Origin of the sequence: Gluconobacter sphaericus (genome assembly GCF_016757795.1) — a bacterium.
GTDB lineage: Bacteria > Pseudomonadota > Alphaproteobacteria > Acetobacterales > Acetobacteraceae > Gluconobacter > Gluconobacter sphaericus.
The window spans coordinates 2,411,089-2,432,436 of sequence record NZ_CP068419.1 but is presented as its reverse complement, the minus strand read 5'-3'; the positions used below and the strand labels follow the sequence as shown (position 1 = coordinate 2,432,436).

Annotated in this window: 17 protein-coding genes; 7 read left to right on the top strand and 10 right to left on the bottom strand. The window is 60.2% G+C overall.

Annotation, left to right across the window (positions count from 1 at the left end):
- Window positions 1-294: 294 nt before the first annotated feature.
- Genes IGS75_RS11510 through IGS75_RS11490 form a run of 5 tightly spaced genes read right to left on the bottom strand, consistent with a single transcriptional unit; the run spans window position 295 to window position 5,983 of the window.
- Window positions 295-1,197 (bottom strand): hypothetical protein, encoded by a 903-nt coding sequence (locus IGS75_RS11510; RefSeq protein ID WP_202256899.1) that lies wholly within the window; start codon window positions 1,195-1,197, stop codon window positions 295-297.
- Window positions 1,194-2,150 carry an MlaD family protein gene (locus tag IGS75_RS11505; RefSeq protein WP_202256898.1) on the bottom strand — a complete coding sequence of 319 codons (957 nt, stop codon included), beginning with the start codon at window positions 2,148-2,150 and terminating at the stop codon, window positions 1,194-1,196. Before IGS75_RS11505 ends, IGS75_RS11510 begins: the two co-directional genes overlap by 4 nt.
- Complete coding sequence (locus tag IGS75_RS11500) at window positions 2,150-2,869, bottom strand: P-loop NTPase family protein (protein WP_202256897.1); 720 nt, start codon at window positions 2,867-2,869, stop codon at window positions 2,150-2,152. Before IGS75_RS11500 ends, IGS75_RS11505 begins: the two co-directional genes overlap by 1 nt.
- Complete coding sequence (locus IGS75_RS11495) at window positions 2,862-3,686, bottom strand: MlaE family ABC transporter permease (protein WP_141351795.1); 825 nt, start codon at window positions 3,684-3,686, stop codon at window positions 2,862-2,864. Before IGS75_RS11495 ends, IGS75_RS11500 begins: the two co-directional genes overlap by 8 nt.
- Window positions 3,683-5,983, bottom strand: a complete 2,301-nt coding sequence (locus tag IGS75_RS11490) for a cache domain-containing protein (RefSeq protein WP_237468776.1) — start codon at window positions 5,981-5,983, stop codon at window positions 3,683-3,685. The genes IGS75_RS11495 and IGS75_RS11490 overlap by 4 nt, the downstream gene beginning before the upstream one ends.
- A gap of 213 nt (window positions 5,984-6,196) precedes the next feature.
- Between IGS75_RS11490 and ygfZ the strand changes: the two genes are divergently transcribed.
- Window positions 6,197-7,090, top strand: a complete 894-nt coding sequence (gene ygfZ / locus IGS75_RS11485; RefSeq protein WP_237468774.1) for a CAF17-like 4Fe-4S cluster assembly/insertion protein YgfZ — start codon at window positions 6,197-6,199, stop codon at window positions 7,088-7,090.
- Complete coding sequence (gene hisI, locus IGS75_RS11480; RefSeq protein WP_202256895.1) at window positions 7,087-7,497, top strand: phosphoribosyl-AMP cyclohydrolase; 411 nt, start codon at window positions 7,087-7,089, stop codon at window positions 7,495-7,497. The genes ygfZ and hisI overlap by 4 nt, the downstream gene beginning before the upstream one ends.
- On the opposite strand, the gene IGS75_RS11475 is transcribed toward hisI, so the two are convergent.
- Genes IGS75_RS11475 through IGS75_RS11465 form a run of 3 tightly spaced genes read right to left on the bottom strand, consistent with a single transcriptional unit; the run spans window position 7,485 to window position 10,212 of the window.
- A complete protein-coding gene (locus IGS75_RS11475; protein ID WP_202256894.1) occupies window positions 7,485-8,249 on the bottom strand; it encodes a ribonuclease T2 family protein in 765 nt (254 codons plus the stop codon). The two genes, hisI and IGS75_RS11475, sit on opposite strands and share 13 nt — an antisense overlap.
- Window positions 8,246-9,094 carry an S-formylglutathione hydrolase gene (gene fghA, locus IGS75_RS11470; protein WP_141351801.1) on the bottom strand — a complete coding sequence of 283 codons (849 nt, stop codon included), beginning with the start codon at window positions 9,092-9,094 and terminating at the stop codon, window positions 8,246-8,248. The genes IGS75_RS11475 and fghA overlap by 4 nt, the downstream gene beginning before the upstream one ends.
- A gap of 2 nt (window positions 9,095-9,096) precedes the next feature.
- Window positions 9,097-10,212, bottom strand: a complete 1,116-nt coding sequence (locus IGS75_RS11465) for an S-(hydroxymethyl)glutathione dehydrogenase/class III alcohol dehydrogenase (protein ID WP_141351803.1) — start codon at window positions 10,210-10,212, stop codon at window positions 9,097-9,099.
- Between the two features lie 180 nt (window positions 10,213-10,392).
- Between IGS75_RS11465 and IGS75_RS11460 the strand changes: the two genes are divergently transcribed.
- The 5 genes from IGS75_RS11460 (at window position 10,393) to IGS75_RS11440 (ending at window position 14,931) form a co-directional block, all read left to right on the top strand.
- The gene (locus IGS75_RS11460) at window positions 10,393-11,268 is read left to right on the top strand and encodes a bestrophin family protein (RefSeq protein ID WP_202256893.1); all 876 of its coding nucleotides are present in this window, start codon (window positions 10,393-10,395) and stop codon (window positions 11,266-11,268) included.
- A gap of 76 nt (window positions 11,269-11,344) precedes the next feature.
- Window positions 11,345-11,932 (top strand): CarD family transcriptional regulator, encoded by a 588-nt coding sequence (locus IGS75_RS11455; RefSeq protein ID WP_202256892.1) that lies wholly within the window; start codon window positions 11,345-11,347, stop codon window positions 11,930-11,932.
- A 173-nt stretch (window positions 11,933-12,105) separates the two neighbouring features.
- Complete coding sequence (locus IGS75_RS11450; RefSeq protein WP_202256891.1) at window positions 12,106-12,906, top strand: SDR family NAD(P)-dependent oxidoreductase; 801 nt, start codon at window positions 12,106-12,108, stop codon at window positions 12,904-12,906.
- A gap of 6 nt (window positions 12,907-12,912) precedes the next feature.
- Complete coding sequence (locus IGS75_RS11445; RefSeq protein ID WP_141351811.1) at window positions 12,913-13,293, top strand: response regulator; 381 nt, start codon at window positions 12,913-12,915, stop codon at window positions 13,291-13,293.
- 9 nt (window positions 13,294-13,302) lie between these two features.
- On the top strand, window positions 13,303-14,931 hold the full coding sequence (locus tag IGS75_RS11440; protein ID WP_202256890.1) for a tetratricopeptide repeat protein: 1,629 nt from the start codon (window positions 13,303-13,305) through the stop codon (window positions 14,929-14,931).
- Between the two features lie 3 nt (window positions 14,932-14,934).
- Here the strand turns inward: IGS75_RS11440 and IGS75_RS11435 are convergent, their stop codons facing one another.
- Entirely contained in the window at window positions 14,935-19,080 is a 4,146-nt protein-coding gene (locus tag IGS75_RS11435) for a translocation/assembly module TamB domain-containing protein (protein ID WP_202256889.1), read from the bottom strand.
- The gene (locus IGS75_RS11430; protein WP_408876440.1) at window positions 19,080-21,296 is read right to left on the bottom strand and encodes an autotransporter assembly complex protein TamA; all 2,217 of its coding nucleotides are present in this window, start codon (window positions 21,294-21,296) and stop codon (window positions 19,080-19,082) included. The genes IGS75_RS11435 and IGS75_RS11430 overlap by 1 nt, the downstream gene beginning before the upstream one ends.
- Between the last annotated feature and the right edge of the window lie 52 nt (window positions 21,297-21,348).

The window sequence follows — 21,348 nt, the reverse complement described above, 5'->3', positions numbered from 1 at the left end:
ATCCAGTCGAGCGCCCCATAAATCCTACCAGACCGGTCTTCGGAAAATTTGCCTAGCCATCCTGAAAATTGCAACAGACCGCACGAACAGCGAGGCCTGCCATCGGGTCTGGGTCAATACCGCAACGCATGTCTATCATGTTCAGGGCAACTGCTGGCACAACGCCACGACACACAGGACGTATATGTGTAAAGCGGACGCCAAGCGTGCAGGCAATATCCGCAGCCACTCATGACAGACTTTACTAACAGGCTTCAAACCTCATGAACTGTGAGTTCCGAAGCCTGTGAGCGTTCAGTCAGATGCGCCGAGACCTGACTGGTCGACCGGGGTTCCATGAACCTGCACTGTAACCTTTCCAGGTTCTGCCTTTTCAGGGGCGGTCGCTTTAGGCGCGGCGCTATCGTCTCCAGCCTGCTTTGCCGCCACCTGCTCGCTGATGTTTTCCTGCTGCCGAAGGGCCGCAGCCTGTGACTGATGCCCCGCCGCATCGGCCGCATCCGCCGCCAGAGTAAGTGCCCGGCGCATCCCGCGATAATCCAGCGCATCACGGCGACTTTTCACAACCGACAGGGCCTCGCTACTGGCCAGTTCAGGCTGCCCGCGCATCAGGTTCAGACGGGCCGTCAGTTCCTGCCGGTCAACCTGTGCGCTGGTTTCACGGAAGGTAGCCAGATCATTCACGCGCTGGGCCAGAACCGTGTCCTGCCTCAGATCCGCTGCGATCAGACCTGACAGGTAAAGCGCCCGTTCACGAATTCCCATATCCGGAGACTGAAGCGCGCGCGCCACAGCCTGCGAGGCGAACACCGTGTCATGAAGCCTGTACAAGGCAGCCGCGCGAATTACGGCCAGGTCGGACGTATCCGAAACACCGCGCAGGCTGAGCGCGGCTTCGGTCTCTCCAAGACTTTGCAGGGCTTTCTGCGGCTCGTTTTCCGCCAGCAGGACTGTCGCCAGATTGAAACCGGCCTCGTGAATGGACGCCGCATCATCGCGCATCAGAGCACGGTCCATCGCGGTGCGATACTGAGCCTCGGCCTGTGTGGCCTGACCGATCCCATAGACGCTCTTGCCGGTATCCATGGCATTTTCATAAGGCTGATCGGGCTTTGGCCCCTTCGTCGCGATTGAAGACGAGCAGCCGCCCAGCGTCAGGACCATCAGGCCCGTGCAGGCCAAAAGAACACACTTCATGGCCGCACCGCCTGCGCCGGCAGACGACGCGAGGGCTCCTGCTTGCTGCCCCCGCCGCCCAGCAACCACAATCCACGCAGCTGATCCGTCAGCTTGCGCAGGCTGCTCGCACTGGCTTCCGCCTGAGCCAGAAGAGCCGGAAGCTGCGCCATGGCCGTATTGGCATGCGCCACGGTCTGCTGGACCTGCGGCATGCTCTGACGCAGGCTTGCCGTCGCGGCCCGTGCATTGGCCATCGTTCCATCCACCTTCGTCATGACGCCGCCTGCCTGCTTTTCAATGGGTCTGAGATCCACGATGACAGCATCGAGATGAGCCAGCGCAGCATTGGCCTTGTCGAGTACGTCATCCTTGACCAGCAGTCCGCCGATCGTGCCCTGCCCCTTGCGCATGTCTGTCAGCATGTCGTTGACCTGCGTTGTAATGAGTTGGACGTTGTTCATGGCTGGTACGAGCTTGTTGCGCAGATCCACGACGGTCTGAGTAATCACATCCGCCGGATTGGCCTCAACCGTCGCCTGAAGGACTGCGTAATCCCAGTCGAGCGGCTTGCCCTGACCCCGGCCCAGTTCAATGTAACTTGCGCCCGCCACGATCAGACGATGGCGAATGATGGCCGTGCTGTCCTGACGGATAAAGTTGGCGAACTGCGGGTCCAGATCCCCTTCCGCATACATCCGCCCTGTCTCGTTGAGCTTCAGGCGCCGGATTTCACCCGCATGGACGCCCATGACCTCGATATCGTTACCAATCGCGAGCCCTGCCACGCCGCTCTCGGGTAGCACGAAATGGAGTTTCTTTTCCGGCGTCAGCCACTGTCGCAGGAAACCGGCCTCCACGACGGCGACCGAAAACATGACAATTGCGGCAAGGACAAGCAGCCCGACCCATTCATCCGCATAGCGGTTCTGAAAGAGCGGACGGGCGGTTTCGGTCTGGCGTACGCGAAACATCAGGAACCTCGCATCGAAAACAGTCCGTCATCATAAAGGCGCAGGCGGATGGTGGCGTCGGACGCATAATCCCCCCACCCGCTTTCATCCGGAGCCATCCACACAACCGCGCATCCCCGGTCCCGCAGATCAGTCACGAGAGACAGGAACGCATTCATCAGACCGGCCGAGGCCCCTTCCATCGGATGCTCCAGCAGCAGCAGCGCCGGCTCGCCCATCATGGCCCGCACACAGGCCGCACGCTGGCGGTCCATGGCCGACAGGCGGTTCGGCGGGATTACCGGAAGGCCAGGCAAACCAAGCCGGACGGCAAGATGCACAGCCTGGGACTGAAGCCTGTCGATCGGGATGCGTGTATGGTGCAGTTGTGGCCACAGAATGTTCATATGCGTCCCGTACAGGTCCACCCATCCGCCCGTCATCACAACCCGTCCGATCCGACCCCGCAGCGCGTTGCTGCGCCGTTCATCGAGGTCGGCCCAGTCCAGCCCCATGCAACGGACATGGCCATCGCCCAGCGGAATGAGACCAACGCACATATCGGCAAACAGCGCCGCCTGGCCCATGTCCCGACACTCGATCAGAGCGCATTCTCCAGCATTGAGACGCAGGTTGTAACGGCTCGAAACCAGCCCGCTCTCATCGAACTGCGGCTTGGCATCCAGCAGTTCCAGCCGGGCGTCCAGCGTATTCGGTAAGACGTCGTCAATCTCAACCATCGAAGCACACACTGAAAACGACGTTGATAACCATGATGGAGAGCATTCCACGCGCAAACCCGCGCGGCAGCATGCTCGACAGATCGTCCTCAGTGGTGACATCCATGCCGGACAGACACGAACACACCCCCACGGCATAGCCGCTGAAAATGAACTTGGCCGGAATCACGAAATAATCGATCGGCTTCACACTACTGACGACCTGATCCAGAAACGCCCAGATCGGCATCGTGATTGCATCCTCGACACGACAGACGGCATAGCCAACAAGAAGAGCTGTCATGCTGAAAATGATGCCAAGGGTGAAGCCACTGATCGTCATGGCGAGGCTGCGCGGCAGCAGGAACGAGATGAACGGATCAACCCCCATTCCGGTCATGGCGCGCATCTGTCCCCCCGTCGTGAGCGTGCCGAGTTCGGTGAGCATCAGCATACCCGACCGCCCCAGCAGGATCACGCCAACCAACACCGGCGCAATCTCGCGCACCAGAACCGTAGAGAGGATGGAACCGGTCATCTGTGCCATACCCGCGAAACCGAGCCAGTAGACGGTCTGCGCCACAATGCCGAAACCCGTTAGTGCCGCCGTCACCAGCGTACTGAGAATACCACCACCGACTGCCTGATGCAGAGAAGCCCAGAACTCAATCCTCACCGTCCGCCGCCATGTCGTCAGCCGCGTCGCCTCGCGCATGATTCCCCAGCCGGCGCCGATCATCATGAGCGTAAAACGCATCTGCGTGCGGGAAAAATACCCCAAATGCACCAGCATGCTCCGGACCATCGTGATCCGGTCGAGATTGCGCAGCCCTTTCATCGGCGCCCCGCCAGCACAAAGCTGCGGGTAATGCCGCTGTTAGGCAGATAGAACATACCCCGCGCCCGAAAGAGAAAATGCTCGCGCAGGATCATATAGGCCTGTTCGGACACCTGGATCGTTCCTGCGTCCGGCGCGCTGCCGGTCAGGAGTTCGGCACCATTGAGCGCATCGCCCCAGATGTTGAAGACCGAAGGCGATTCACCCAGCTCCGAAGCCATGACCGAGCCGACATCCATGCCAATCCGGAAAACAGGATCCAGATCCGCCGCAGCCAGCGAGGACAGGCAGGCCTCACGGATCGAAACCGCAGCGTCTGCCAGCCTCACCGCAGCCGAGGGGTCCGGCGTCTGCGAGCAGCCGCCCACGAGGACGAGCCGGTTGCTCACGACCTGAACGGAGAACAACCCGCTGTCACGCGCGATTTTCTGGATTTCCAGACTAAGCGTACGGATGACATTCATGGCGCGCGCAATGCTGTCTCGGTCCGGCGCATAGGGGTCTACAAAGGAAATGACCATAACCGGAACCTGCGGATACACACCCGCTGCAACCGGTTCACCGGCCCTGGCCGACGGTTCCAGAAGAAAGCCTTCGTCAAACCGCGTATCGTGTTTTTCGGTCGGTATCGCCAGGCCGGAGGGCCCCTCGCCCGCCGCCGCATCGAACGGATTGGCAAAACGCAGGGCCACGATAGAACCTACGATGGCGATGATGTGCTCCATCGTCTCCGGCTGCCCCGGATCTTCCAGCACGATCGCACCAACGGTCTTGTGGGCATTGCGAACCGGCTGGAACAGCAGCGTACTCGCCCCTACGGACCGCATGATGACGCGTTGGAAGTGCTGGGTGCGCTCGTCCTGCGACGCATCCGCAATCGACAGGGTGTGCCCCTCGTCCAGAGCTTCGAACAGCTTACCATTGTCTCGTCGTCCGATCTCGACACCCGTGCTATGCACGTCGCGCGACGGATCGAAAGCATCTTCGCAGAGCAAACGATCCCCGTCCGGCAGCAGGCGCCACAGGCTGGCGCGTCGCGCGCTGGTCCGTGCCGTCAGGGCCTCCGTCAGGATCGGCACCTCGTTCGTAGGGTCGAACAGGTCCGGCGTGCTGGCAATTTCCAGCAGGGAAGCGTTTTCCGCCTTCACCTGCTCCCGTCCTCTCTGAAGCCGCTTTCTCAGACGTTCCACATGCCGCCCCTGCGCGACCAGCGCTAGCGCCAGCACCGAAGCCAGTCCGACGACCAGCAGCGAGAACCCGATATTCTGCCGCCGGGCCGTCTGGGCAAAATCGGCAAAATCACTTTCCGGCGCATTCAGCAGCAGCACCCAGTGCCGATGCACAAACGGCAGCTCGGTAGCGATAGTGACGTAATTCTTGCCCCGTGCCTGCACCACGCCCGTCCCAGGGCCCTTAATGCGAAAGCGGTTGAGCGCATGGGTGAAAACGGGCTGTGTCTTGGGATCAAGGAACACATTCCCTGGATCGAAGGTTTTCGGATCCTGCCCGGCTACGACATTGTGCCCGGCTATGATCTGGCCGTGCATGTCCACGATCACGGCCTGTCCGCTGCGCCCGACCTGAAGCTTGTTGAGAAAGGACGTCAGCTGGTTCAGGGAAATATTGATCGCAAAAACCGATTTGTGTCCGTCATGTCCATCAAAGGCGATCGAGGCCGTGATGATGAACTGGCGCGTCGAAATATAAGCATAGGGATCAGTCCAATGGAGCTGCCGCTCCGGATCGTTCTGATGCTTTACAGCTTTGGCGAACCATGGGCGGGTGACGACATTATAGCCTTCCGCCGGATCTGCGCCTTCGCCCGTGATGTTACCGTCCTTGTCCGTGTAGACGTGGTGATAGACCTGCTTGCCGTCATCAGTCTGGAAATGAGTCTGCTCGAACCCGTCCTGACCATGCCGCGTGATCATCCAGAACTGGCCCTGATCATTCGCGATATAGAAACTGTCTACCTGCGGCGTATGCGTCAGGATGGAGCGTCCGTAGAGCATGAACGTGTCAGGCGTAGTGTTGGTCAGCGTATCGCGCAACATGTCCTGCGCGATCAGGGCGCCAATAGAGGCCGGGGCCAGATAATCGCTAACCTCCTGCGTCACATAGCGTTGCTGGCTGCGCAGAAGATCGTTGGACAGCGAAATCGCGCCCTGGCGGGTCGTCTGGTAATTATGAAGGCTGATGCCTGTAATCGCAGCGATGACCAGAAGCACGCCCACGAAAGGCCCCAGGATCTGGAAGATCCGGCGCCGGTCACTGGCAGGATTCTGGGTGGGATTCACGATTTCTGCGGCTGACAACGTTCTTTCACTCCGAACAGAGACGGGATCGCGGAACAGGGCCGTACTACCACGATAGGCCAATATCCTCCGACTATTACCAGACTGCAACCCACAGTCATGAACTGAAACACGTCTGCACGTCCAAAGTTTACTGTTCCCACATAATCCAGTCAGAGATCTTCCGCGCACTCCATCCCGACGCAAAGATGGCGGATGAAGGATTTGCCCGCTATGGTCAGGCGCTTTTCCAGCGGGGTAGTTTTGCTGGAAGCCGTCGGAACAGCGGTGTCTCACATGCACGAATATCTTCTTCACCGCGCCGTCCTGTCTTTTACGGGAGCGGACCGCGCCAGCTTTCTTCAGGGGCTCATCACCAATGACGTCCAGGACCTGACGGACACGACAGCCGTCTGGAGCGCGTTACTCACACCGCAGGGACGCTGGCTGAGCGAATTCTTCCTGTATGCCACGTCTGATCGCATCCTGATGGACTGCCCAGCCGATCACACGGAGATGCTCACCAAGCGCCTCTCCCGCTTCCGTCTGCGCGCGGACGTGCAGATCGAGAGCACACCCTTTCAGGTCGTCACAGGCGCGGAAGGCTGCCAAATTCCGCAAAATATCCTCACAAGCGCCCCGGACCCGCGCTGCGACGGTGCAGGATGGCGAGCCATCGTGACCGAACCTGACCAAAGCGGCGAAACGGCTGCCGATTTTCTGGAACGTCGCCTGACGCTCGGCCTGCCAGATGTCATGGACTTCGAAAGCGAGCAGACACTGGCGCTCGAAGCCGACATGGACCTGCTACACGGCGTGTCTTGGAAAAAGGGCTGCTATATGGGGCAGGAGCTCACCGCGCGCACCCATTACCGCGGCCTCGTCAAACGCCGCCTTCTGCCCGTTACGCTGTCAGACGGTAAATTCCCCGACGAAGGCGGCGTCATCGTTTCCGGAGAGCGTGAAGTCGGTGACATCCGCTCCCGCAACGGCGATCGGGCGCTCGCGATGCTGCGACGTGACGCTTGGTCCGCATCGGATCTGACATACAACGGGCAGCCGCTTTCTGTAGTCTGGCCCGTCTGGTTTCCTGAGGAGATGCGTGCGTGAGCTATGTTCCCCCCACCCCGTCCATTATCGATGACATCATCGCGCAGGTGAAGTTCGATGCGAACGGCCTGATTTCCGCGATTGCGCAGGCACCGGATGGCATGGTGCTGATGCTGGCCTGGATGAACGCAGACGCCCTGCGCGAGACGCTTCTGACGGGCCGTGTCTGCTACTGGTCGCGCAGTCGCCAAAAATTGTGGCGCAAGGGCGAGACCTCGGGCCAGCAGCAGAAACTCATCGAAGCGCGACTGGACTGTGACATGGACGCCGTTCTCATGGTCGTCGACCAGACCGGCGTGGCCTGCCACACCGGGCGCCGGAGCTGTTTCTATCACGGAGTGACACCGGAGGGGCTGCGCGATACCGCACAGCCCGAAATCAGTGCCGAAGAACTTTACGGCCGCTGATCAGCCACAAACGGTGCCGTCCAGCCCGGCACGAGGAACGTAGCCGGGCAGCCGTTCTGGTCGTTGGGTGAGGACAGATAGGCGCCTTCATAGGGGAAACGCGACAGCTTCTTCGGATCCAGCGTGAACCAAAGCTGCGTCAGAACCATCTGCCCGTTATGGGCAGGTTCGCAACGGACCTGAAGAGCGCGGTTGTCCCCGACATTCATCAAACGCGCGAAAGTCGCCAGCATGTCATCACGCTTGACCTGAAATCCGGCCTGCTGCGACAGCCATAGCCCGAACGCCGAGGCTGCGAACCGATCCCGCATTTCCATGGATGTGACGAAAAAGCGGTCTGCATCATAGCCGAAGCAGCGGGCATGCTTGGTGTATTCATGCACGTAAAGCGGCTTTTTCAGGTGCGGCACAACACCACGCAGCGCCTCGACGGTTGTCGGCAGGAGCTTCGGCGGCGTATCATTGTGATCATAGAGATCACAGCCTTTGGACCACCATTCCTGCACTGGCACGCCTTGCGCTTCGAGACTATGCGGCTCGGACGCCCAAAGTCCGTGCAGACCGATCGAGATACGATGCGTCTGGTCCCATTCACATCCTCCGCCCGTGGCACAGAAACCCGGCTGCCAGGTCAGGGCCAGCGTGTCATGCCGGAAATCGGTATGAGCCGTGGGCGTGATCGAAGGACCGGTCGGAGCCTGCGAGGCACATCCTCCCAGCAGGAAAAGAGCGGCAAGAACAGAACGCTTCACGCAGAAAGCCCTTTGGCATGGTGCGTCAGATGGTCCGCAATGAAACTCTGTATGAACCAGTAGGAATGGTCATACGCGGCATGTCGGCGCAGTTCGAGGGACTGTCCGCCTTCCTTTGCCGCAGCTTCGAGCGCATCGGGGCAGAGATCCGCAAGATACTGGTCCATCAGACCCTGATCCACGAGAATGGTGGACGGATGGGTATGCTTCGAGCGCAGCAACAGCGTCGGGTCGCAACGCTGCCATTTCATCGGATCGCCGCCGAAATACGCATCAAACGCCTTCTGCCCCCAGGGCACGGTGCTGGGATGGCAGATTGGTGCGAAAGCCGAAACGGTTTTCCAGCGATCGGGATATTTCAGTGCCTGAAGCAGTGCCCCCATACCGCCCATGGAATGTCCCATGATGCCGCGACGACTGCCATCCAGCGGATAGAGTCGTTCTGTCAGCGAGGGTAGCTCCTCGCCGACATAGGTCTCCATCCGGTAGTGATGGCTCCAGGGTTCGGACGTAGCATCGATATAGAATCCGGCACCTGATCCCAGATCGTAACTGTCATCCTCCCCCTTGATGCCTGTATGGCGCGGTGAGGTGTCCGGGGCGACGAGCGCGATGCCATGTTCGGCAGCAAAGCGGATCGCGTTAGCCTTGATAAGGAACGTCTCCTGCGTCGCGGTCAGCCCGGCCAGCAGATGAATGACCGGAACCTTTTGACCCGACAGGGCCTCTTTCGGCAGGAAGACCCCAAACGTTGCGGGAACACCGAGCGCCTGCGAGTTGTGCCGGACAAAACGCAGAGAGCCATCAAAACAGGCGTGATGCGCCAGAACCTCGATGTCGGACACGCTCAGTACTCCACGACGGTACGAATGCTCTCACCCCGGCTCATCATATCGAAACCCAGATTGATGTCAGCGAGCTTGAGCTTGTGGGTAATGAGATCGTCGATGTCGATCCGGCCTTCCATGTACCAGTCCACGATCTGCGGCACATCGGTTCGCCCGCGCGCGCCACCAAATGCCGAGCCGATCCAGCGGCGTCCCGTCACAAGCTGGAACGGTCGCGTGCTGATTTCCTGTCCTGCCCCGGCTACACCGATGACACAGGACACACCCCAGCCACGATGCGCGCTCTCCAGCGCCTGACGCATCAGGGTCGGATTGCCGACACACTCAAACGTGTAGTCCAGACCACCACCGGTCATCTCGATCAGATGCCCTACAAGGTCGCCATCCGGCCCCAGATCCTTCGGATTCACGAAATCCGTCATGCCGAACTTTCGGGCAATCGCCTCGCGCTCCGGATTGATGTCGATGCCGATAATCCGGTTGGCGCCGACCATCTTTGCGCCCTGAATAACGTTGAGGCCAATGCCCCCGAGCCCGAAGACTCCAACCGTCGAGCCAGGCTCCACCTTGGCCGTGAACAGCACGGCGCCAATGCCGGTCGTCACGCCACAACCGATATAGCAGACCTTGTCGAACGGCGCGTCGGAGCGGATCTTGGCAAGTGCGATTTCCGGCAGCACTGTGAAATTCGCGAAGGTCGAACAGCCCATATAGTGATGGATCGGCTGACCTTTATAAGAGAATCGGGATGTGCCGTCTGGCATCAGGCCCTTGCCCTGAGTGCTGCGGATGGCCGTGCACAGATTGGTCTTGCGCGACAGGCAAGACGGACATTCCCGGCACTCCGGCGTATAGAGCGGAATGACATGATCACCGGGCTTAAGATGCTTTACCCCGGCCCCGACTTCTCGAACGATGCCCGCACCCTCATGCCCGAGAATGGCCGGAAACAGTCCCTCAGGGTCCTGTCCGGAGAGCGTGTACTTGTCGGTATGGCACAGACCGGTCGCCATGATCTCGACCAGTACTTCCCCGTCGCGGGGGCCTTCAAGCTGAACCGTGTCGATTTCCAGCGGTTTGCCGGCTTCGAACGCAATGGCGGCGATCACATCCATAACATCACTCTCCTCTGAAACAGTGCGGACAAGGTGTCGTATTAAACGGCATGGCGGCAAGAGTGCACTGCAAAAGAAAGTAAAGTGACAGACACCCTTTGGTGTTGGCCAAAAACTGACTTCGCCGCTACGCTTCCACACGACTTCCCTGCACATCCCGTCATCCAAGGAGACAGCCATTTGATCGTCAATCGCCCACATGGACTGGCCATTCTTTTCCGGGAAGCCCTGCCCCCCCTGATCATCCTGACCCTGTGGGACTTCGTCGTGGTGGTACTGTTCCAGATCTTTCATCAGGACTGGATGGAACAACCGGCTCTTCCGATTTCCCTCATGGGCTCGGCGCTCGCGATCTTCCTGAGCATGCGCAACAACGCGGCCTATAACCGCTGGTGGGAAGGCCGGACCCTGTGGGGAGCGATCACCAACAACTGCCGTTCCTTCGGCCGCGAAGCCGCGACACTTCTGGGCGGGCGTCCGGATCTGGCCCGCGCCATGGCCGCCTATCCACATGTCCTGCGCGCGGCACTGAGGGGTGACGCACCCAACGAGGATACCAAAAGGCTCCTGACGCCTGAAATGTACGAGAAAGTTTTTTCCTGCTCGAACACGGCCAACATGCTGCTCTACCAGATCGGTCTGGGAGTGCGCGACGAAGTCGAACTCAAAGGAATCGACGGGGCAGTACACGGCACGGTGGACCGCATCCTGTCCGACATCGCCAACGCGCAGGGCGGGCTGGAGCGTATCAAAAACACTCCGCTTCCCGCGCAGTATTCCCTGCTGCCCGAAATCACAACGCATCTGTTCTGTATCATCCTGCCGCTTTCGGCCGTGCAGACGCTCGGCTGGATCACGCCGCTGGGCTCCAGCATCATCGGCATGCTGTTCCAGATGCTCGATCGCAGCGGACGCGATCTTCAGGAACCATTCACAAATAGTGTCCACGCCCTTCCCATGCTGACCATGGCCCGCACGATCGAGCGCGATCTTCTGCAACCGATCGGGGATCTCCCGCCCGCCCCCATACAGGCCACCCGCGGTGTTCAGCCCTGACAGATACAGAAGCCCACGCTTTTCCCCTTGCGATCAGACAAGACAGCAGGGGGTTTTTCTGCTATAAGCTGGGGCTATGAACACGTTCAAAAGCCCCCAGAAGGGCGGCATGACCGATGAAATGGCTCGTGTCGCAGCCAACAACACTGCCCGTCAGACTGATCCGGAACACGACGCGGACCCGTTCCGCGAAGGTGACTCCATTGTCTACGCCGCGCATGGCGTCGGACGCGTGGACAAGATCGGCATGGTCGAAGTCGCCGATACTGTCATCGAGATGATCCAGATCTCGTTCCCCGGCAACCAGATGACGCTGCGCATTCCGCTGGCCAAGGCCCGCAAAGCTGGCCTGCGCAAGATCGTCACGCGCGATATCGTCGACAAGGCGATGACCGTCATCAAGGGCAAGCCACATGTCAGCAAGGGCATGTGGGCCCGCCGCGCCGTGGCTTACCAGGAAAAGATCAACTCCGGTGACCTGATCCAGATTGCCGAAGTGCTGCGTGACCTGCGTCGCAACGTCGACAGCCTCGATGGCAGCTTCTCCGAACGCAAGCTGTTCGAAGCTGCGCAGGAGCGTTTCGTGGCCGAGGTCGCCGTTCTCGAAAATGCCGATCCCACACAGGTTCTCGAAAACCTGACCAAAACCATGAAGGCCGCCTGAATCGCGGTCAGGAGCGCAGTTTGAAAAAGCTGCACTTCTCTAATATGGATCAGGGTGTGGTTTTTTTCGCATCCCGGGCAGGGTCTTTCGCGTTGGCGACACGAAAGACCTTTTCCGTGACGCGTTTTCAGTCACCGTTTCAAACCTGCATTCCAGAGGAGAGGTGAGGCCACATGCCTGCCCCTTACAAAGACCGTTTCGCCGGCAAGAAAGTCCTCGTCACCGGGGCATCCCAGGGAATTGGCGAGGCCACTGCGCTTCGTTTTGCCGAAGAAGGCGCGCAGGTCGCCCTCAACGGCCGCAAAGAAGACAAGCTGATCGCCGTACGCGAAAAGCTGCCCAAAGTTTCTGGCGGAGAACACCCGATCGCCACGGGTGACATTTCCAAGGAAGACGACGTCAAACGTCTGGTCGCCGACAGCATCAAGGCCATGGGCGGTCTGGACGTTCTGGTCTGCAACGCAGGCTATCAGATCCCGTCCCCTTCCGAAGACATCAATCTCGAAGATTTTGAAGGTGTGATGGCTGTCAACGTCACGGGCGTGATGCTGCCGTGCCGCGAAGTCATCCGCTACTGGCTGGAGAATGGCATCAAGGGCACGATCATCGTGAACTCCTCTGTTCACCAGATCATCCCCAAGCCGCATTATCTGGGCTATTCTGCCTCCAAAGGTGCGGTCGGCAACATCGTCCGGACACTGGCGCTGGAATATGCCGGTCGTGGTATCCGGGTGAATGCCGTGGCACCAGGCGCCATCGTAACGCCGATCAACATGTCGTGGATCAACGATCCAGAGCAATACAAGGCCGTTTCAAGCCATATCCCGATGAAGCGTCCTGGTGAAAGCCGCGAAATCGCGGACGCCATCACCTTCCTTGCCGCCGAAGACAGCACCTACATCACGGGCCAGACCCTGTATGTCGACGGTGGCCTGACCCTCTACGGCGACTTCGAAAAGAACTGGTCCTCGTAAACTTATATGGCCCCTTCCCTTACCGTTCTGCTGATCGAGGACGATTTCCTCATCCGGACCTGCCTGGCAGAGTTCCTGCTCGACAGCGGCCTGACGGTCAGGGAAGCGGACAACTGTGCCGAAGCCCGCGCCATCATAGGTGCGGAGCCGACGCTTGATGCCCTCGTGGCGGATATGTCTCTCCCGGACGGAGATGGCATGACCCTTGTCCAACCGGCCCGTGACCGCTGGCCCGATCTTCCAGTCATCTATATCAGCGGTCATGGCGACCTGCGGCGTGACGAGACCTCCGGCGATCCCGCACGGGACCGTTTCATCTCCAAGCCTTATACGCTAGCAAGCATTCTGGAGGTCCTTCTGGAAATGACATCAGCGGCCTCGGACTAGGAGATCCGTATGTCTGCCAGTCTGGACAGACCAGCCCCTGATGATCCGGCTCTACCCCACGAAGAAGAGCAACTTACATCAGACAGCCGTCTGGCCCGGGCACAGAATGCTCTCGTCCGCCGCAACCCCGAAGAAGCGCTGACCATCGCAGACGCCTCCGCGGACGATACGACTGAAATCCCGGCTCTGCATTACGTCAGGGCCCGCGCCTTGTTTCACCTTCACCGCTACGCCGAATGCGCAGAAGAGCTCGAAAAAGCCAGCGCCAATGTCGGCCCGCATGCCATTGTGCTGCTGCTGGACGAAGCCGTCTCCGTACGCCGGCGGGACGACCTGCTGCCGCTGCTGGAAATCTGCCGTAGGCGCAAACCCGATGATGCCCGGCTGATGGATGCCGAGGCGACGGTGCTGATCCAGCTCGCACGCTTCGACGAGGCAGAACTCCTGCTGCGCCAGAGTTTGCACCGCCGCCCCGGTAACCGCAACACGCGCAACCTGCTCGCCCTTCTCCTGACGGAAACAGGCCGTTTCGAGGGGGCGCTCGCGATCATGAATGACCTGCGCGAGAGCGATCCGCAGGACTGGGAGCCGATCTGCAACATGGCCTGCATCCTCAGCAGCCTTGGGCGGATGGAAGAAGCGGCCAATCTGTACCGGCAGGCGGTCCCCATGGCGCCGAAAGACCCACGCCTGCGTCTCAACCATTCCATCACCATGCTCAAAAGCGGACGCATGGCGCAGGGCTGGGCAGAACATGAATGGCGTTTCGGGCTGCCGGGACATACCAGCATGCCGCTGGATCGGCTCCTGCCCAATATTTCCCCATCGCTGGATCTCAGGGGAAAACGCGTTCTCATCACGCAGGAGGAGGGTCTCGGCGATACGCTGATGTATCTGCGCTACATCCCGCCCCTCGCCCGTACGGGCGCCATCGTCCATATCTGGGGCACCGAGACACTGGCGGCAATCTGCGAACGTGTCGTCGGGGTGGCGGAAGTTCAGTTTGGCGGTGAAACACCGGAATATGACTATCACTGCCCGTTTATCAGCCTGCCCCGCGCCTTTTCCGGAACGTCGGACGCAATGGGCGCGCCCGTTCCCTATCTCAGCGCGGACCGCCGGAAGGCGGAGATGTGGCGTCAGCGTCTGCAGGATGATCATAAGCTACGTGTAGGTCTGGTCTGGGCTGGCGCAGCACGGCCTGAGGATACGGCGGCGCTCATGGTGGACCGCCAACGTTCCATGCCGCTTTCCACCCTTACCCCTTTGGCCAACATTGAGGGCGCGAGCTTCTATTCCCTGCAGAAAGACCGCCCGGCAGAACAGATTCCCGATTTTCCGGGCAAACTGATCAATTTCATGCCTGAATGTCACACAATGGACGACACCGCAGCGCTGATGGTGAACCTGGACATCATCGTCTCGGTGGATACGTCAGCCGTTCATCTGGCGGGGGGGCTGGGCAAGCCGGCCATCATGATGGACCGAGTCAATAACTGCTGGCGCTGGCTGCATGGGCGTGAGGACACCCCCTGGTATCCTCAGATGACGATCATCCGCCAGACCCGTTTTGCGGACTGGTCGGACGTCATAGAACGCGTAAAACGGCGCCTCGAAGACGCCGTTGCAGCACATTAAAGCTCAGTAACTGTAGCCGTAGGACAGACCAATACTCGATCCCGGATCATTTTCCGGCGTGGTGAAGCCCGTGACCTGACCGCCGGTGCCGACCGTAGTGTTGAGCTTCAGCCGTTTCGTCAGATCGATTTGCACCTGCGCCTGCGTTCCGGAGCCGGATGTCGCCTGCTTGGCGCCGACATAGACACCTTTCATCACATATTTTCCGGCCTCGACACTTGTACCGCCATTATCCACACCGCTGCCCCCCCCCACGGCCAGACGATCCAGCCCAAGGAGATTACGGACCTTGCTCAACGGATCAAAGGACGAGCCGCCCGCAAGCTGGACAACGGCCGCGCCTAACTCAGCCAGCTGCGTCGTGGAGAGCGAATGGCTGTCGGTGCCGAACAACAGGATGGACAGGACCTGATCACGCGGCAGGCTTGGCGTAGAAACAAAATCAATCTTCGGTTCGCTGGCATAACCCGTCACCAGAAGGCTTGCGAGCGTGCCGCTGGCATTGCGGTCGGCGCGGAAATCCAGCGTCGGATCAAGCTTGTGGTTCACGCCAGATCCGTTGAACGCCACGCGTCCATTGGTAAAGTTGAGGTTGATCGCACCCAGGTTGAAATTACCTCGCTTGAGATCAAAGCCACCACTGACCGTAGGTTCCGCGCTCGTACCCCGAACGCGTAGACGGCCCTGCATTTCCGCGAAGATGCCATGACCGCGTACAAAGAATTCACCTGGCGAAATCACATCCACGCCCAGCCCGATAATCAGGCTCGAGCTAGAACTGGACGGCGGCTTCTGCCCCGGACGAATGACATCGAGTTGCGGGACAGAGGCCGGCATGGAGTCCGGAATATTGATCGCGGCATTGGGAATATTGACTTTCCCGTCCACATCCAGCCGCGTCGTGGCCTGCCCGTGGATATGCAAATCGGTGTTGACCGTCGCGGTCAACAAGTCACTTGAAACCGGCCGCGCCTTTTCGGACGTGATGTGCAGATCGACCGGAAGATCAGGCCGGAAGGCTCCGACTGTTCCTTCCAGCACAATCGTTCCCGGGCCTGCATGGGCAACGATATGATTGACGGCAATGCTGTCCCCGGAAGCGACAAGTGCGCCATCGATGTGATTAAGATGCACGCCCTGAGCGTAGTGATCGAAGGAAGCGTTTTCCAGCGTCACCTGCCCCGTCGCCCGTGGCTGCGCGGCCGTTCCGGCGACATTGAGGTTGATGCCGACCTTGCCGGCCACTCCCATGCCACTGGCCCCGAGGACGGCATTGCCCACGGACAGATCAACATGTCCCGTGGTCGCAAGCGCCATTGCTCCCGTGCTGGAAAGCGGCGCAGTGCCGCGCACGGCCAGGGCGACGGACGGACCGGCGCCCAGAGTTGCATCAATCTTCGCGGAGCTGCCGGCGAGACCCACATTGGCCAAAATCTGCGCAGCCGGAAGGGACGCCGCAGGGCCGGTCCGCATCCGCAGATCACGCCCGGTCAGCGAGACTGTGCCTGTCGGCGCGGCCAGCGTTCCGCCGAGTTTGGCATTCAGCGAGATTGCGCCCGTCGCTGACAGATCCGGCGCAAAAGGTTTGGCGATCGCAGGTGTAATGTGATCCAGACGCGCCGTAAGCGCGAGAGCCGGTTTCAGCGTTCCCGCCACATCGATCGTAGCAGGCGCGACACCCTGCGGGGCCACCGTTGCCAGAAGATGATCCACCCCCATCGTCTTGCCGAAAGAGACCACGGCCGGACGGCTCAGACGCAGGCTCTCGCCCTTTGCCAGAGCTGTCAGTTGTCCGAGGCGGACCGTCTTTTCGGGCACGTTCAGCACAAGGGCTGTCTCAATATTTGCCGGGGCGTCCATCACGTTCTGGAAAGCCGCGTTCAGCGCAATGGCCATCGCGGTTTGCGGCCCCTTAATCGTGGCATGCGCCTTGCCGGTCATAGCCTGATAGCGCATTCCGACCAGATCAAGGACCAGCGCGGGTTCGGGCGCATCGATCGGATTAGTGATGGTGCCGTTGACCTTCAGGGACTGGACAGCGGCCTGCGCCATCGACAGCATTCCGTCCAATCCAAGTTTCACGACAGGCGGTGCATTTTCAGCTTCCGTCGTGTGCAGACCCAGCGTCAGGTGACCTGAAATCGCCTGCCCGATCAGACGCTGGAAATCGCCCAGATTGCGGATCGAGACGTCCATATCCCCGAGCGGCACTTTTGCCCCTTTGGGCAGGCGCAACTTGCCCTTCCCGGTCAGGCTGTTCCAGTCCAGCGTGTTGAGATCCAGATGGTACGCGCCCGCATCATCCTGCTGAAATGCCGTATCAAGCACGAGTGGCGCGTGATCCAGGGTGCCTTTGGCTGTCAGCGTCCCATCCGGATGAGAAGGCAGATGCTGGAAGTCCGCATGCAGCTCCACAGGCCCTTTCGCGACTTCTTTCGTGCCGAAATCACCGTTCAGGTCGGCCTTGACCGCCAGATCATCCGTCGGGCCATCGGCCGTGGCCGTCAACGTCGTATTGCCGAGAATGGCGGGGCTGGCTTTGGCAAGATCGGGCAGTTGGACGGTAGCCTTCGTCTGCATCCGGTTGCCATGCGCCATATCGATCACGGATGACACCAGCACATGCAGAGCCGCGCCATCCAGTCCGAAGCTTTTCAACGTCAGGACATTGGCAGGGGATTTCGTCAGATCGAGCGAGAACGTGCCGCCCTTGCCGATCAGGTTCACGGCCTGGGCCTGACCGCCCGTAATCGCAAGCGTCCCCGTGCTTTTCAGCGTCAGATCGTCCTGTTTCGTAACCGGCATGGCAAAATCGGCATGCAATCCGGCGTTGCCTTTGATGTCCGTGCTGCCCATCGCCGCCAGCGGATGCAAATCCGGCAGGTCGAGATCCAGATGACCTTTCGCAGCAGGTTTCAGGTCCGCCGTGGCCGAAGCATGGAGCAATGGATGATCCAGCTTTGCCACGATTGGCATAGACGGCGCCAGCGGGTGCGCCAGAACATCCAGCGTCAGCGGAGCTGCGGCCAGAAGCGTGGGCTGGGATCCCGGGATTCTCAGCCCGTCCAGAGAAGCGGTAAGATGGCCTGTCGCATTATCAGGCTGATCGCTCTCGATACCCTCGAACTGTGCATGCAAATGCCCGATTCCGGCACCCGCCGCGCTCAGGGAGTCGATATCCAGAGCGCCCTGCCCGTTCGGCGCCGTCAGCGGCCCATGCAGATCTGTGTCCAGCGCGATGGCATCCCATGCAATGCCGGGGCGTAACGTCATAGAAGGCGCGTTGGCCTTCAGATGCAGGTTCCCGACACGCGTTAGCAGATTCATCGTACCAGTGGCTGAGGCCTTGATAGGGCCTGCGTCCAGTCCGAAATCCAGCACGGACGCCGTGCGCGGCCCGTTGAGGTTCAGGTGCAAATCCAGCGGGTCGAGCTGCGACATCTGACCCAACGTCGTGGCAAAGCCGTTAGCACCTTCCTGAAACCGAATCCCGACTGCAATGCGTTTCTTCGGCGTCTGGACGTTCAGTGTCAGGCTGCCCGGTTGATCGAGCCGCTTCAACGCCAATGCCGCATCCATGACCGGCAACGTCTTCACCGTCACGCCATCCAGAAACGGTGCGATGCTGTGGATATGGGCGTGCCCGTCCAGCGAGAAAGCCGTCGGCGTGACGGTATAGTCCGGCCCGATCTCCAGCCGCCCGACATGCAGGGACGCCAGATCGACGCGCAGATGCAGCTTAGACGGTGCCGTGCTGGTCGTCGTGGACTTTGCAGGCGTCGTATCCGGAGCGGAGACCATTTTGCGCAAAACGGCGATCCGCGAGGCGCTCAGATTGGTGATCTTCGCATCCAGATGCAACAGCGACAGCGGCGACCATTTCAGATCGGCATTATCCAGTTCGATCCAGGGGCCTTTCGTATCCTTGATAAGTAGTTTCGTCACCGCCAGATGATGCGGCAGGAAGCCCGAAAGGCCGGAAATTTCGACCATGCCTCCCGTCAGCGGGCCGATCTTGCGCTCAATCAGACGCTGGCCCGGCGAGATGTTGATCCCGACCAGAACTCCCGTAACAGCCACAGCCACAAGCCCCACAGGCACGATGACCAGACCGGCCGCGACACGGAGAAGAATCCTGCGAACACGCATCAGAATGTCTCCCCGAGGCCGAAATACAGTTCCCATTTATCGCCGTAAGCCGGGCGGTTCATCGGCAGCGCCACATCCACGCGGATTGGCCCGATCGGCGTGAAATAGCGCACGCCTCCGCCATAGCCGACACGCAGCGTGCCCTGCCCCGGTCGCGATCCCGTACCAACCTGACCGGCATCCACGAACCCGGCAAAACCTAGATTCATCGGCAGGCGCTGGCGGAATTCGACACTGCCTGCATCCATGGACGTGCCGCCGATGCCGTATTTCGTCTTGCCATATTGAGGCCCCACACCCTGATAACGGAATCCGCGCACGGTCGCGGGGCCACCAGCGTACAGACGCTGGTCAGGCGGGATCTGATAGGTGGACGCGCCCTGCACCGAGCCTACGATGCCACGCACGGCAATCACGCTGCGTCCGGGACGCGAAATACCAAGATGCTTCAGATCGAAATAGGTCGAGACCTGAGCCGAAAGCAGCGTGAAGAACGACGATCCGTTTTCAAGAGATTCCGATGGCGTCACCGAAAGCGAGGCGCGGACGCCATGCGTCGCCGGGTCGATCGGGTTGGAGAGCTGGGTGTTGTCGAACGTGGCGTTCAAGGGGGCGGCGATAATGAAGTAGCTCCGCGTATCGCCGAACTGCTTAATCTGTTCCTGTTCGCCCATCACGCCACCCGAGACGTTCCAGTATTTTCCGACATGGCGGTTCAGTCCGGCACGGCCGATAATGGCGGTCTGATGATAGGAATAGAGAAGCTGGCGGATACCTTCGAGACGCACGCTCAGGTTCTGCCCCTTCGAGAGGAAATCCGGCTTCATGAAATCCGCATAGACGTCATAACCCAGTCCCTGCTGGGCGGAGCCGCCAAGCCCCGTGACCAAAGCTGTCAGGCGCAGTTGTTCGGCATTACCAAGCAAGTTGTGATGCGTCCAGCTCACACCCACACGCCCACCGAGATCGGTTGAGTACCCGACCTGCGCCGAGAGTGTACGCCGCTTGGCCTCCTTGAACCCGAATTCGATCGGCATGGCCTGAAGGATTCCGGGCATGAGGGTGCGCGAGGGCGGCAATGTGATGATCGGCGGAGTATTGCGGACCTGAACAGACGCGAAAACACCCGTGCTGGCCAGATCCTGGCGCGCAGCCTCGATCCGGGAGGGGCGGTAAAGCTCACCTTCCCTCAATTCCAGCCGGTTCATGAGGTAGCGCTGTTTGGTATGCACCAGCCCGGTCATGCTGATAGGACCGATCACGACCTTTGGCCCACGGCTCACCCGGAACACAATATCCAGCGTATGCGTCTGGGGCTTCAAATAGGCCAGAGGAGGCGAGACACTCGCCGTAGCGTAGCCTTCTTCCTGAAGCTGGTTGAGCAGGCTGTTCTGTGCGGCCAGGACGTCCGCCGCCACGGCAGGTTGCCCCGAAGACAGGCCGAATGCCTTGCGCTCTTCGGGTAAAAGGCTGACCGGCTGGGCCTGGGCGATCGCCTGCTCCGAGGTCGCCGCTCCCGCTGCAGCGGACGGTGGGGTCGGGACGGATTTTCCATCAGAAGACGCTTTCCCCAAGGGGGTTTGGGCGGATGTCTTCGCAACAGGTGTCTTAGCAGCCGAACCCTTCACGGCGGTCGCCGTCGGTGCTGGAACGGCTACGGTGGGGGGGTGCTGTGGCGGCGTGGTCAGCACCACGTTTCCCAGACTGAACCTCGGCCCGAGCGTGGCCGAAATCGTGATCGCGACCTTCTGGTTCTTGCCAAGCGCCTTGAGAATATCTGGCAGGGACGGATCCTTGCCATCTACGGTCCGGGCGCCCACCTTGACGCTGATTTTCACCGAGCCCGCATAATATCCCTGCGATTCAAGGGCGCTGTTGATGCGATCATAATCACTGCGTATCCGCCCGGCGAGCGCATAGGCTCCGACGGTGTGGGATGTCTGAAGGGATTTGAGCTGCGAGGATGCAGCGATCGCGGCGTCCAGATCCGCCTGTTTCGTCGGCGTCAGCGTCACGTCATAGGGAATGGCAGGATCGGACGTACCATCCGTCACCGGCTTTACATTTGCAGCCGTTTTTGACGCCTTCGCCTCTGCCGGTAGAGGCGCGCAGAAAACCGTCCCGATGCCCAGGATGCAGGACATCGAAACAACTGAAAAGGAAACGAGGCTGCGGCCTGACTTCACCGTGCGTCCTGAAATCTGTCTTGAGGGCATTTCCGGCTTTGTGAAAACCGGAACACGAGAGCGCAGACCGAACAAGGCGACT